Source organism: Neptuniibacter sp. QD48_55 (assembly GCF_047778115.1).
Taxonomy (GTDB): domain Bacteria; phylum Pseudomonadota; class Gammaproteobacteria; order Pseudomonadales; family Balneatricaceae; genus Neptuniibacter.
Map to the genome: position 1 here is coordinate 2,476,309 of NZ_CP180555.1, position 13,870 is coordinate 2,490,178.

A 13,870-nucleotide genomic window follows, 5' to 3' on the forward strand; every position below is an offset into this window, starting at 1 on the left:
TATTCTAGACCTAATCCAAACAACACAATGTACGGAAATCGTCTAAATGTTAATTAAATAGTGGGTTTCTCAAGCTCTTGAACTAGGTAACTCGCATCTTCAACTTTTTCCATAAATACGCGGTTTGCATCAGCTAGCGCTTGATTATAAAAATGAGGCCCAATCTCTTTAGCAAAGAACTCGATCAAAAACTCCGCTTCAAAACCGCCAATATCCTGATCCAGTTCATCAGTAAAATACCGCTTAATCTTACCCACCATGCGATCTGTTTGATCTTGAGATAACTTTATATCTTTCATAAATCCTTTGCTTTCTGGCTAACAACAACTGGGATAAACGATCTTAAACCATCTAAGGGTAATAAGATTCAATATATTCACCTTGCTCCATCAACCAACCACTAAGATCAATGATGCAGTCGCACAAAAATCTTATATTTAGCGATTCTTTATCTTCAATAAGCTAACCAAAGGAACACAAAGGCTGAGAACGGAAACAGGAATTTACCTAGGATCATCAGACATATAATCCAAGCCTATTTGAGTTATAGAGCAACACCAAAAATTTCCTCTACCAATGGCAATTTACAGCACCAAACTTGAGCAACAACCCCGTCCCAAACTCAGAAAAACGCACCTTATTTGTGCACCTCTATAGCCATCTTGACTAATTGTTAAAAAACTAACAAAAAATATAGATTTCTTTGTAAATCTACACATTTTGAAACAATTAATCTGTTATATTCAGAAAAGCTAAAAAAGCAAATAAGCCTATGTTTTATAATGATTTAACACCACTTAAACCATACATAAAACAAGGTTTATATAAATTATAAAGTTACAAAAAATTCACAAGTGCATAATTAAGAATGGGAGCGCATTTAGATGTTGCTTAGCTCACTCAAAATATCTTCGCGGATAGCCCTGTTAGCAGGGATAAACTTATTACTCATTCTCACCCTTGGTGGCGTCGCTACATACCAGATGAACAAGATCGGTATCGAGTTAATCGAAGTAGCAGAAGAAGACCTACCTATCACCAATATGCTTTCAAAAGTGGCTCAGCATCAACTAGAGCAAGCCATTCTTTTTGAGCGTAGCCTCTCTTACGCAACCGCAATAAAGTACGGCGACGATCGTTCACAAGAGATGCTGACAACAACAAAAGCATTTCACTCTTTGGCTGACAAAGTTGATCAGGAATTCAAGCAGCTAGAAGAGCTGCTTGAGCATGCGATTACCAAAGCGCATAGCGCAGAAGCCAAAGAACAATTTGAATCCTTACTGACAACCATTTTGGGCATAGATAAAAACCACGCCGAATACGACGAGTTAGCGCTATCGCTATTCCAAAAGGTCAAAGATGGTTACGCGGCATCTGCTATTGCTTCAACCGACCATATTATTGAACTCGAAGATAAAATCGATCACGAACTGATTGATGCGCTTGATCAGATTCAAGCCTTCACGCTTGAAGCCACACAGCGTGCCGAGCACGACGAGCTTAAAGCACAAAAGCTGATTATGATTATCTTTGTGGTCGCACTTATTTTGGGTGTTTCCTTAGCCTTGATGATCTCTCGTGCAATTACTGGCCCTGTGAGCAATATGCGTGATCGTCTGAAAGAGATCTCCGATGGTGATGGCGATTTGACTGTACGCCTACCCGTAAGCGGTCAAGACGAAACGGCTGAAGCGGCCGCAGCGTTTAACCGCTTGATGGAGAAGCTGGGTAAGATGGTGACGACTATCCGATCGACATCAACGCAACTGGTTCAACGATCTGAACAGTCGATTGTCTTGATGGACGCTACCCGCGACCAAGTTGAACAACAAAAGCGCGAAACAGAACAAACTGCTACTGCTGCCGAGCAGATGTCAGGCAGTATCACTGAGATTGCGCAATCGACCGATCATGCAGCAGAACTTGGCCGAGGTGTGCTAGAAAAAGTTCAATCTGGTTCTGGAATCGCTAAGCAAAATCAGCAAGCGATCGAACAGCTCAATATCAATGTCGAAAGCGCTGCCACTCAGCTTAACTCTCTAGCTACCGAAACAAACCGAATCAGTGAAGTGCTAGACGATATCCGCGGCATCGCAGAACAAACCAATCTACTAGCTCTTAACGCCGCGATCGAAGCAGCACGTGCGGGCGAATCAGGCCGAGGCTTTGCGGTAGTAGCCGATGAAGTACGCACTCTATCTCAACGTACTCAATCATCCACTGAGGACATTCAAGAACTGCTAGAGAACCTACAATCAGCAACTAATGGTGCGATCTCTGTGATGCAAAAAGGACAAGAGAATGCTGGCCACTGTATCCAACAAGCCAACCATACCGCTGCTGAACTAGAAGAGGCATCTGCAGCAGTAGAAGGAATGGCTGCAATGAATACGCAAATTGCCGCAGCAGCTGAAGAACAGTCGGCAGTGGTAAAAGAGATCCATGCCAGCCTTTCAAGCATTTCGCTTTATGCTAACAGCACCAATGACAGCGCCAACCAGACCTCTAATATAAATAAAGAAGTAAGTAGTGAGTTACTTCAGCTTAACCACTTGGTCTCAGAACTAAGGGCTTAATTTAGTTGCTAGGCAGGTTGTAGGTTGGGTTAGCGAAGCGTAACCCAAAAAATCGATCCCCCTAGGTCACAACAGGGTGCAATACACTTCGTTATTGCACCCTACTTAATAGTAAATCTACCACGTAGGCGTAATTTGCGAAGCGTAACCCAACAATTCCAGAATATTCTCGCCAATAATAATTATGGATACTCACCACGAGTAAGCGCATCCATATACTTATCAAATCGACGTTGGCGAGTCTCTGGTTTCTTAGCGCTATCTAAACCATGCGCGATGACATAACGTCTAGATTTAGTCAGCGTTTCATAAAACGCTTTCGCCTCTAGGTTACTTTCTAGCGCTTTAATGAAATCCTCAGGCACTTCCATTTCGCTGGCGGTATAAGCATTTTCCCAGCGACCATCAGCTTTAGCCGTATTGACTTGGACCATCCCCGATTCAGTCATACGACCTTCACTAATCAAACGCTCGGCATGATCTCGGTTTCGCTTCGACCAAACACTTTTCGCTTTCCTAGGGGTGATACGTTGCAGGTAAGCCTGCTCATCAATCGACTTTTTAATGCCGTCGATCCACCCCCAACACAGCGACTCAATCACTACATCATCCCAAGTCACGCTCGGAATAGCGCTTTTCTTTTTATAGATATTTACCCATAACTCAGTTTCAGAGGCATGGTTATCTCGCAACCATTGCCCCAACTCTTCAGCGGTAGCAAAGGACTTAACTTTCTTGGGATCAGGTTCGGTCATAGGTAAAGCTCAAATATTGAAGAGTTTTGAAAATCAGGATCTTACGGAGTTTCACTATAGAAGTGAAATAGAGTCTAGACACTGAATTTTACTGCCTTCAATACTGCAAACAATGAGTTCAAGCAGATAAGCATTGAGACTAGATATTAAGAGGAATGAGCTACCTTAAATCGAATATTACGGTTCTAAATCAAGCGCATCTAATACGGCCTTGAGTTCGAAATTATATTGCGTAATTTCAGGGTTATGGGTTTTAGAAAATGACTTAAAGTTAATTTTCTTCCAATTATTATTTTCAATCAGAGGAGCATAATCTTCAAAATTTTCTTTCGTAATCAAACTCATATTTGTTTTCATCTTAAGCCCTTCACTATCCATAAAGTCATGGCCGTTCAAAAAATCATAAACAACGACCAACGCCCAAGCACCCTCCATAAAGTGACCTCCAGCAGTCGCTTGAATCTGGTTAAGGTCAACACCCTCTACACCTTCTCTAGACCAATCAACACCGCCCACAAGAATATTTTGCCTATATTTTGGAGCGAGCGTTGTTAATGCATCAAACACCCCTAACGCCATGCCGTCACTTGCTGTCCACACTGCATCTACATTGGGGTAACGCAGGATAAGCTTATTAAATGTCCTACGTGCACGGCCTCTTTCCCAGTTAGCCCTCACAATTTGGAGCAAATTTGTTTTCGAATATTCTTCAATCGCTCGTTGCAAGCCTCGTTCTCGTTGAATACTGGCTGAGGTACCGTAAGGACCACTAATCGCAACCATATTCACCGCACCGTCCTCAGAAGATTTACTGCTACGTTGTATCAGGTATTTAGCTAACTCGTAGCCAGCCATTTCATCATCCGGAAGCATTTCACCAATGTAATTTCGAAAATACTGTCTAGGCGATCCTATGGCCTTATCCAAAATAGCTGAATTTTCGATGAGCACAGGCACGCCCGTCTGTTCAGAAAGTTTAAGAATTCTTGCGCCGCTTTCTTTAACGCTAATCGCGATAATTGCGTCGAGTTGAGGAGTTGGAAACAGTAGCTCCCTCGCCTTCTCATGACCTAATAAATGGTCATCATTGGCTTCTATTATGTGTAATTCGACACCCAAATCATCTGCAGCAGCCTGCATAAAACCAACAACAGGCCCGTAAAACATGTCATCTGCCGTTCGAGAGATAAAGTATCCAACTTTGAATGTTTCAGCATAAGTGGCTGGGGCTACTGTGATTAATGATAAGAGCAAGAAAATTAAGCTGAATTTATGTAGTAGCTGGAACATGTCGTGCCTCATATAAAATGAATCACTTCACTGTGAAATGGTGAGGGCTAACCAGCTAAAAAGTAATGATTTTCGGGTTGGAAGCCCTTAGGGCGTATGGACTTTAATTGGGAGCTAGATAGACAAGATTGAAATGCAGAGTTCATACCTTTCTATTTTGTGAGTCCTTTACAATTACCCATATCAGTTATACGGCCATCTACAACGTTAAGTATTGTGAGTGTAGGCTGGGCTGTCAAAAAATTAAGGAATTAAACAAGGCTCTATTAGTGGCAAGAAACTCTGCCAAAGATAAAGGACGATATCAGGAAAACCTGATAGAGGTAGGTCTGGATCCTCTATCTATACTACTACCGCCTTGTAACTAGTTTTTCATTTTGTCTAAAGAAACTAGACTTAAAAGAAAAGATCGGCTGTATGATCAAACGTTTTTGTATTCTATTAATAGCGCTAACTCCGATTCTCGCCAATGCATGTACTTTGACGATGGGCTATCGCACCAGCGAGAGAATGCCACTTATCCAAAAAGCACCTGATAATTCTGGCCTGTATAACGATCTCTATTCCAAGGCGAGCTCTCTCATTGGTTGCAAGCTGGAAGTAATAAGATTGCCAAAAAAACGCATTCTTCATGCAATGCAGGAAGGTATTATCGACTTTTATCCCGGGTTTAACTTTTCCTTAGATCGCCAACCTTACACTTTTTATATCCAGAACGGTCTGACCACAAGTCTGAAAGTTATCTCACATATTAAAAGCCCTGAAGTAAACCATATAGAGGATATGCGAGGGCACTCAATGTTAGCAGCCAACGGTAACCCCACGTTTGGAGCAGCATCTCATGAGATAACAATACGAGTTATAGAAAACCTAGATTTACCACGTGCACTAGAGATGCTTGAACAAGAGAGAGCTGATTATTACCTTTATCAAAGTAATACTATCCGTTATTACCTTAAAAAATATCCAAATACTAAAATTAAATTACATCCCTGCTGTTCCGCAGAAGAACCTATGTACTTAGGTTTTTCTAAGTTATCTCCACATTATCAACGCGTCGACAACCCTAACTATAAATCTAATTTACCCCTCTCCATCAATAACGATCCTGACATACTCATACCTGATAGTCTGCCCCATAAACTACAAGAAGCATTAAAATTCCTTGATGATTCAGGATTTATCGATCAGCTTGAGAAAAAGTACTATGAATAATATCCATCTCAGCACTGCATGATAGAAATTACGGAGGCCTCCCGTAACCTCATCCTTTCTAAAAGGCTTAGCTGCCCACTGAACTAAGCGTTAACGCTCTAAAATTTCTATTGTTTGGCAATTAAATAGCTAAACTTCTAAGAAGCACTGTGCCTTTAAATGCATGACCAGAGAGGAACCCGTTGTGGAAACTGAAGGTTATCGAATTCAGCTACCCGCTGGCGCTGTGATATTTCAGGAAGGCGAAGCCGGTGACCGCGCCTATATTGTAGATAGTGGTTTAGTTGGCGTTTCTACAAAAGTTAAAGATCGTGATCTTCGTTTTGCCATCGCCCAACACGGCGACATTCTAGGGGAGATGGCTCTGATCGATGATGGCGTACGCACAGCAACGGCCACAGTATTAAGTGATGCTGAGTTGATCGTTATTCCAAAAGAGTACATTCACCGCTTAATTGGTACTGCAGATCCAACCGTCAACTTGCTGATGCAGATCGTACTGCAACGTTATCGAGAGATGAAAGGCCATTTTGATACCGTCTCTGCAGGCGGCTCAATTGACAGCATCGAAGTAAAACCGAAATTAGAAAACGACCGTCTCAAAGAACAAACCGAGATGGCCGTTCGCCGCGTTACTGAAGAGCAACGCTTACGTGAAGCCTTAGATAACAACGAGCTTCACCTGTTCTACCAACCCATTGTCGATCTACAAACAGGTTTAATACTCGGCTGTGAAGCACTTATCCGCTGGCAAGATCCCGAACGCGGTCTAGTACCGCCTATACAGTTTATCGCCCTAGCCGAAGAAACCGGCCTGATCGAACCGATCGGTCACTGGATCTTTTCCGAAGCTCACCAAGCAGTTAAGGAATTTAACCAGCTTGCTGATAAAGCTAATCCATTCTTTGTCAGCGTAAACCTCTCTAGTCGACAAATAGAGACCGATGCACAAGTTGAAGCACTAACCGATCATCTGTTGGATAACGACATAGAACTCGCTAACTTTAAGATTGAGATTACCGAAACTCTTTTGATGTCAGATCCACTGCGCATCTCGCAGGTACTGACAGATTTCAAACGTTTCGGCTGTAAGATCGCACTGGATGACTTCGGCACCGGTTATTCCAGTTTCAGCTACCTTCACCGCTTTCCAATCGACAGCATCAAGATAGACCGCTCGTTTGTCTCCACTATGGCCGAAAACCCAACCAGTAAAGCCATTGTTCGTACGCTTTGTACTTTGGCTGAATCTTTGGAGATGAGCACCATCGCAGAAGGGGTTGAAGAGGAAAAAGACCAAACCATGCTACAGGCCTTTAATTGTGATTTTGGACAAGGTTATTACTACTCAAAACCTATCCCGAAAGATGAATTTATTGTCTTAATTCAGAAACAGCTCGAGCGCTAACTAAATCAGGCTGAATACGACCTATGAACAAAGATCTGAATAAAGCGATTCTACGTTGTAAATCAGTAATCTCTCTACCAGCGATCTATCAAAAGATCACAGTAAAGATCGATCAACCAACGACAACCAATAATGAGCTAGCAGAAATCATAAAACTGGATGCGGGTATCGCCACCAAACTGCTAGCGATTGTGAACAGCTCCTTCTATGGCTTCCCAAGTCAGATTTCCACCATCTCCCATGCGATATCACTGGTCGGCCTAAAGGACTTTAAAAACCTAGTTTTAGGTTCTAGCGTGGTTAAACAGTTTGAAGATGTTCGGGAAACCGGCTTTGCAATCAACGAATTCTGGGACTACAGCCTACATGTTGCCATAGCTGCTAAAATACTCGGTAAATACTGGGCTAACCGAAAGGAACAAGAAGAGCTATTTATTGCAGGCCTGCTGCACGATGTCGGTAAACTAGTGATCGCCCAAGCCTGTAAAGATCAGTTAGAAGAGATCCAAAAGATCTGGCCAAACCAAATACCACAACAAGAACAAGATCTAATCGGTTTTGACCATACGGAAGCCGGTGCCGAACTGATCCGCTCCTGGAACCTACCCGAGCTTCTATCTACCGCGGTAAAACAACATCACGAACTGGATCAAACTAATCCGCCAGAACCGACTGTTCTCTGCGTTTATATGGCTAATGCTATGGCCTACGGTGACGAAGAAAAAATCAAAGCATCGCTAGAATTATGCAATCAGTATGTGGAAAACCCGGTTACAGAAGAAGCTCTGTTAGAGATGCAGGAAGCGGTCACTGAAGAGAAGAAATCTCTGATTGGGGTTTATCTGTCGAGTTAGTCATCTTTTAAAGTGGGATCAGATTTCTTTTGCAACAATTGGGATTAGAGGGGTCAGCTTAGAATCAATTTTCATGTGCAGCCCTAATGTTATAGGTACTTAAAATAGTGCTAATTTCGCCTTTATCTTTTAGGTAGCGGATACTCTCATTGAACTTATCCACTATGTCTTTACTCGTATTCTCCTTTGAGAATCCGATGTAATAATTGATCTGCTCAACACCTAATGAATACTCAGCCCCATCAATTTCCAATGCTTTAATTTGGTACTCACCCAAATCTCTATTTAAGTAAACAGCATCAATTCTTTTAGCCACCATTTTCTTTAGATTCTGACCGTTACTATTGGGCAGCATTTTCACATTAATGGGTTCCAGACCTTGTGCCTCTAGCTTTTCACTTAAGCGATCCAATGAATAAGAGGTATTCGAAGGCCCAAAAACACCCACCTTAAGACCCGAAAATGACTCGATAGAATTGTATTCTTCACCCTCATTAATGCGGGTAAAGAACCCGTATTCAGTACTCATCAATGGCAACGACCAATATAACCATTTATCTCTTTCCTCGTTCCAGCCAAGAGGAAAGTTTGCATTAACGTAGCCCTCCTTTAAGAGGGCCTTCGATCGCCGATTTGGGTGTAGAAGGATCTCTATTTCAATCTCAGAATGAAGTGAAATTTTCTCTACAATTTCTGCAAAAGCTCCTGTTACTCTGCCTTGGTCAACCGTGGTAAATGGTGGGAAATCCTGAACACTGATCGTTAACTTATCCGAGATGGCATTAGCCGAGAAAAGTAAGAATAGACATAAGACTGAGTATTTTTTTAAAAGCATAACTAACCCTAAACTAGCGGTATAAACTGTATGGTTGGTGATGTCGCGAAGCAGTACATTCAGTAGATTATTGGCGACCCTTCTCTAAGAGCTATTGAATCCGCTTTAGCAACAAACACTTAGTTTCAGGATAGACGATAACTTGGGGTGGGTTAGTTTTTGTCCCACTTGATAAAAGCCATAACTAATCAATAAGCTGCCTTTCAGGCATTATCCCTTACTCAGTTCTCATCTATCCGGCCCAGTTTTCCTCAAACCAACGCTCTAAAAAGTTAATACACAGCTTAATTTTAGGTGGCGTCAGTCGCCTAGCCGGATACATGGCATATAGGGTTAAACGTGGTCTTTCTACATTGTTTAACAGCTCTACAACCTGCCCTTGCTGAATTGCATTTCCCGCAATAAAGTCAGGTATAAAACCAATACCTAAGCCCTCTTTAACAACATCAAGCATAAAGGGCGTGCTGTTCACGCGTAGATTGCCACCGACCTTTACACCCTCACCAAGCGGCCAAATATCCTGACCTCTGAAATAGCTATAGATAAAACAGTTATGCTCCGCCAGCTCTTCAACCGTCGTAATGGGGCTGTGTTCTTTCAAGTAGTCTTCAGATGCACACACCTTATAGCTAAATTCCATTAACGGCTTACCGACATAACCGGAATCAAACGGACGACTCGCTGCTCTAAAGCCAAGATCAAATCCATTTTCAATCAGATCGACGGGGGCATCATCAAGATGTATATCCAATTCGATTTCAGGATACTCACGCATAAAGTCTGCAAAAACTTGGCTCAGATGCGAGATACCCAATGCCATGGGCGCATTAATCTTTAACTTCCCACGGGGCAAATCCTGCGCCCCTTGGACAAAGCTTTCAGCGTCATCAATGCGCTCTAAAATCTCATGACATTGACGCAGATAACCCTCGCCTATAGTGGTTAGCTGTAACGATCGGGTAGATCGATGAATTAACCGCGCGCCGATTTCCGTCTCTAGCCGACTGATCTCTTTACTCACCATCGACTTAGACAAGCCAAGCTCTTCAGCGACTTCAGTAAAGCTCCCCCGCTCTGCTAAGCGAATGAACAGCGACATTGCCCTAAGTTTATCCATACCAGTTTCCAATATGTGAACAGTCCGTTCATATTGTAGATATATATGAAACCTGGCAAGACATTTATTCTGATTCTGTCTTTTACGATCTGACCTAATCAGGAGAACCTTATGTACACCTTGTATTACCTGCCAAACGCATGCTCACTCGCAACGCTGACTGTTTTGTTAGAGATGGATGAGCCTGTCACCCTGATTAACAAAAATAAGATTACTGACTTCTCAGCAATTAACCCTGTGGGTAACGTCCCTGTGCTCATCGATGAGGGTAAAACGCTGACAGAAGGTGCAGGCATCATGCTTTATCTATTACGCTCCAAAGCCAATCAGCTGTTTCCTCAGGACGAAATTGAACAGCAAAAAGCAATTCAGAACATAATGTTTGCCAATGCAACAATGCACCCCGCCTACGGCAGACTGTTCTTTATCTCTCAAAATATGACCGAAGGGCTTGAGAAGGATAAGGCCTTAAACGCCGCCGCTAACGCCATCAATAGCCTATGGGAATCAGTAGAAGCTCAACTAGAAAACCGTAGCTACCTCGGCGGAGATTCCGCCTCTGCGGCTGATATTATGCTGGCCGTTTATTCACGTTGGGGTGAGTATTTTCCTGTTGAGATCAAACTGGGTTCACGCACAACAGCCATGCTAAACCGGGTTATGGAAAGACCGACATTTAAGCAAGCCCTGCTGATGGAGGCCGAAAATGACAACTAACCCTGCAATAGATGATGACTTCACGATGATTCAGTCCATCATCAACACTTACTTTACCGGTTTGTATCAGGGCAACAGCGACCAACTGAAAGCGATATTTCACCCAACGGCCATGCTAAAAAGCCCAGGTAATTTCCGCTCCCTAGAACGCTGGCTAGAAGATGTCGAAACCCGAGCAACACCTGAGTCACTTGGACAACCATTTAACTTTAAGATCCTGTCCATCGAGATCATCCACGATCAAGCGATGGTCAAACTGGAATGCCCATTATTCGATTATTTCTATATCGATTTTTTAGGCTTACTAAAAGAACAAGGCCGCTGGTTGATTGTTAACAAAATGTATACAGACATTGCCCAAACAACCAACGTAGCTGCCGTATAAAGCACCTACACGCAGATTTTTACTGACCCAATCCAGCAACAAACCACTAAGGGTACCTAAAATGCCATACGTGAATATCAAAATTACCGATGAAGGCGTAACTCAAGCCGAAAAGAAGGCCCTGATCGCAGGCACCACAAAGCTATTACAAGAAGTCCTGAACAAAGATCCCAAATCCACCTTTGTTGTAATCGACGAAGTAAATACAGATAACTGGGGTGTAGGCTACGAGTCTGTCACAGAGAGAAGAAAGAGATAGATGGGTTCTTTAAGATCCATACAATAAAACCGGCATATAGCCGGTTTTATTGTTGGGGAAGGCGATCAGTTGGATGCGATTAAACCCAGATAAAATTTACTCCGACCCCTTTATTTTTTAGCTGAACACTTTAATTTCCGCTCCCTTCAATTTGCAAATTATCAGTTTAATGACTATTTCTTTTACACCTTTAATGTCAATTTTCCTTATCTTTAGATAGGTCAATACAGTCATTAAAGCCAAGCAGCTCCTTGATCAACACACCGGTTTAAATTGTTATGGAGGCTTTATGAAAGCATTAACAACTAAGAAAACCGATCTTCCTGAAATTACATACATGTCACCATCTGAGTGGATGGAATTAGACGACTGCTCTAGGCAAAGAAACACTCCAAAACACGCAAAATCAGCTGTAGTTAGGCATTTGTCAGAAAGCCACAATACACATGCGGTTGTAAATGCAGCGAAATGGCCTGATGGGAGTTTATCTAAGTTAGATGGCCATACTAGAGCCTTTTTGTGGGCGAGTGGACAACTAGCAGCACCTGATCAACTGCTCGTTGTCGTATGGAAAGTAAACTCAAAAGAAGAAGCTGAAAACTACTACCTTACATTCGATAATAGATCTGCTTCAGAATTAAATAATCAGCTACTCTTCGGCACCCTTCGAAAACATGGGGTCGAGTTACAATCCTCGCTTCTTATGCAAGGTGGCCTATATGCGAGCTTACAACACATTTATGGTGTTCGTGATATGGGCATTAATCTCCCAACTGAAATAGTTGGGACTATTGGTGCGATCGACAGGAAAAACTACAACAAAATCAAAACCGTTCCTATGTGCTCTGGTTTTATGGCTGCCATGATAGCTACCGTTTACCGAGATGAGGAACGAGCATTTAATTTTTGGGATTGCTACTATGATGATGGAGGGAAAAAAGATGGTCGACACTGGGACGGGGTTCACGGCCTAAGCGTGATACTCGCCAGAGAAGCAAATAATGGCACAGGAAGAGATCAAGCTCGGATAAGGATGCGCAGAGCTTTGAACTGCTATGAAGCGTTCAGAAATAATAAAATGCTGGGTAAAAATGTAACAGAAATGCGTATTACAAAATTTGTCCCAAATGCTCAGCATTATTAGTAAATTTACTTCAAGCAATCTGCACATTACTGCAGGCTGCTTGAAGCTAACTTCAGCTTAGAAAATATAGATCTAGCTACTTATGCGCTAGCGCATCCTCAGCCTTACAAAGCCCCACCTGCGCTTTCTCCTCTTCCAGAATTTCTTCTGGGAACTGAGACATAAAGCAGCAGCAGATGCCCTCGCCAATCATCGTACGTGGGCCGAGTGGGTGACCGATATGCTTATAGACGCCGTGGGAGTGACCATGCTCGTGAGAATGGCCGTGTTCATGGCTATGTGAATGCCCATGAGAGTGACCGTGCGAATGATCATGGTCGTGATGATGACCATGTGAATGATCGTGGCTGTGATCATGACTGTGGCCATGCTCAGCATCAGGATTGAATTCAGCATGGTGGTGATGAACATCAACCTCACCTGCAGCCAGACGACGCTGGAAGGATTCCATTAGGGTTTCGTCACCTTGTGGAAGATCATCTAGAATTTCACGCACACGGATCTCAAACGCGTCGATTACTTTGTCGTGATCATTTAGGTACGGAGTTTTGATAAATTCGATCGCTTGGTTTTCTTCTGCCACTTTATCCACATAACCGAAAATACGTTTGATCAAACGACCTGTGAATAGGAAGTAAGGTGCCACCACGATCTTTTTGAAGCCTAGCTTCATTAGACGCTCAAGACCTACGCCAACTGATGGGTAAGTTACGCCAGAGTAAACCGTATCAGCCCAACCAAAGCCCATATTCTCGTTGACGATGCGGGTTAGTTTTGCCGCTTCGGCATTGGCTTCGGTATCCGAGGTACCACGACCAACCACCACCAACATAGTGTCGTAAAGATTCTCTGGTGGGTTTTCTGGGTCTAAACCTAGGGATTCGTAGATACGCGCCTGAAAGGCTTCGATCATCGCTGGGTGAAGGCCTAGCTCTTTACCGTAGTGAACGTTTACGCCTTCGTTCTTTTCTGCGTAAGTTGTCAGTACAGAAGGGATATCATTTTTAGCGTGGGTTGCCGCAAATAGCATACCCGGCACGGCGTAGATATCTTCTACACCTTGCTCAATTAGGGAGTTAAGCCCCATATGAATATTCGGTGCAGAAAACTCTAAGAAACCATACTCTACCGGCATATCAGGGAAGCGTTTTTTTAACCCTTCCGCAACACGACCAAACTCTCTTTCTGCATCTTTGTCACGGCTACCGTGACCACACACCATAATACCTTTTTTAGGCACAGGGCTTTCTCCAATCATTCGTAAAACACATTGTTATTGTACGGACTTTTTTAGCAAATATGAGCCCGTTTA

General features: G+C 42.9%; 14 protein-coding genes. 8 read left to right on the plus strand and 6 right to left on the minus strand.

The genetic code is table 11. The features are described 5' to 3' along the window. Positions 1-53: 53 nt before the first annotated feature. Complete coding sequence (locus tag ACMXYW_RS11455; protein WP_415904140.1) at positions 54-299, minus strand: DUF2164 domain-containing protein; 246 nt, start codon at positions 297-299, stop codon at positions 54-56. Positions 300-884: 585 nt separating this feature from the next. Here ACMXYW_RS11455 and ACMXYW_RS11460 point away from each other — a divergent pair. Further along, complete coding sequence (locus tag ACMXYW_RS11460) at positions 885-2,579, plus strand: methyl-accepting chemotaxis protein (protein ID WP_415904141.1); 1,695 nt, start codon at positions 885-887, stop codon at positions 2,577-2,579. A 182-nt stretch (positions 2,580-2,761) separates the two neighbouring features. Here ACMXYW_RS11460 and ACMXYW_RS11465 read toward each other — a convergent pair whose 3' ends face one another. Together ACMXYW_RS11465 and ACMXYW_RS11470 are read right to left on the minus strand one after the other, a co-directional pair. Beyond that, positions 2,762-3,334 carry a YdeI/OmpD-associated family protein gene (locus tag ACMXYW_RS11465; protein ID WP_415904142.1) on the minus strand — a complete coding sequence of 191 codons (573 nt, stop codon included), beginning with the start codon at positions 3,332-3,334 and terminating at the stop codon, positions 2,762-2,764. 177 nt (positions 3,335-3,511) lie between these two features. Continuing rightward, on the minus strand, positions 3,512-4,624 hold the full coding sequence (locus tag ACMXYW_RS11470) for an ABC transporter substrate-binding protein (RefSeq protein ID WP_415904143.1): 1,113 nt from the start codon (positions 4,622-4,624) through the stop codon (positions 3,512-3,514). A gap of 417 nt (positions 4,625-5,041) precedes the next feature. Here ACMXYW_RS11470 and ACMXYW_RS11475 point away from each other — a divergent pair, with 417 nt between their 5' ends. The 3 genes from ACMXYW_RS11475 (at position 5,042) to ACMXYW_RS11485 (ending at position 8,101) form a co-directional block, all read left to right on the plus strand. After that, a complete protein-coding gene (locus ACMXYW_RS11475) occupies positions 5,042-5,839 on the plus strand; it encodes a substrate-binding periplasmic protein (RefSeq protein ID WP_415904144.1) in 798 nt (265 codons plus the stop codon). A 184-nt stretch (positions 5,840-6,023) separates the two neighbouring features. Then, positions 6,024-7,247 (plus strand): EAL domain-containing protein, encoded by a 1,224-nt coding sequence (locus ACMXYW_RS11480; RefSeq protein ID WP_415904145.1) that lies wholly within the window; start codon positions 6,024-6,026, stop codon positions 7,245-7,247. Between the two features lie 23 nt (positions 7,248-7,270). Then, positions 7,271-8,101 (plus strand): HDOD domain-containing protein, encoded by an 831-nt coding sequence (locus ACMXYW_RS11485; protein WP_415904146.1) that lies wholly within the window; start codon positions 7,271-7,273, stop codon positions 8,099-8,101. 64 nt (positions 8,102-8,165) lie between these two features. Here the strand turns inward: ACMXYW_RS11485 and ACMXYW_RS11490 are convergent, their stop codons facing one another. Together ACMXYW_RS11490 and ACMXYW_RS11495 are read right to left on the minus strand one after the other, a co-directional pair. Then, positions 8,166-8,936, minus strand: coding sequence for a substrate-binding periplasmic protein (locus tag ACMXYW_RS11490; protein WP_415904147.1), 771 nt, complete (start codon positions 8,934-8,936; stop codon positions 8,166-8,168). Positions 8,937-9,168: 232 nt separating this feature from the next. Further along, positions 9,169-10,053: a LysR family transcriptional regulator gene (locus tag ACMXYW_RS11495; protein WP_415904148.1), complete on the minus strand. Its 885-nt coding sequence runs from the start codon at positions 10,051-10,053 to the stop codon at positions 9,169-9,171. A 111-nt stretch (positions 10,054-10,164) separates the two neighbouring features. On the opposite strand from ACMXYW_RS11495, the gene ACMXYW_RS11500 reads away from it, so the two are divergent. The 4 genes from ACMXYW_RS11500 to ACMXYW_RS11515 all read left to right on the plus strand — a co-directional run bounded on the left by ACMXYW_RS11500 (position 10,165) and on the right by ACMXYW_RS11515 (position 12,558). Next, on the plus strand, positions 10,165-10,770 hold the full coding sequence (locus ACMXYW_RS11500; protein WP_415904149.1) for a glutathione S-transferase family protein: 606 nt from the start codon (positions 10,165-10,167) through the stop codon (positions 10,768-10,770). After that, complete coding sequence (locus ACMXYW_RS11505) at positions 10,760-11,155, plus strand: nuclear transport factor 2 family protein (protein WP_415904150.1); 396 nt, start codon at positions 10,760-10,762, stop codon at positions 11,153-11,155. Before ACMXYW_RS11500 ends, ACMXYW_RS11505 begins: the two co-directional genes overlap by 11 nt. Positions 11,156-11,216: 61 nt before the next feature. Next, positions 11,217-11,414: a tautomerase family protein gene (locus ACMXYW_RS11510; RefSeq protein ID WP_415904151.1), complete on the plus strand. Its 198-nt coding sequence runs from the start codon at positions 11,217-11,219 to the stop codon at positions 11,412-11,414. A 289-nt stretch (positions 11,415-11,703) separates the two neighbouring features. After that, a complete protein-coding gene (locus tag ACMXYW_RS11515) occupies positions 11,704-12,558 on the plus strand; it encodes a hypothetical protein (RefSeq protein ID WP_415904152.1) in 855 nt (284 codons plus the stop codon). A gap of 76 nt (positions 12,559-12,634) precedes the next feature. On the opposite strand, the gene ACMXYW_RS11520 is transcribed toward ACMXYW_RS11515, so the two are convergent. After that, entirely contained in the window at positions 12,635-13,816 is a 1,182-nt protein-coding gene (locus tag ACMXYW_RS11520; RefSeq protein ID WP_415904153.1) for a sirohydrochlorin chelatase, read from the minus strand. Between the last annotated feature and the right edge of the window lie 54 nt (positions 13,817-13,870).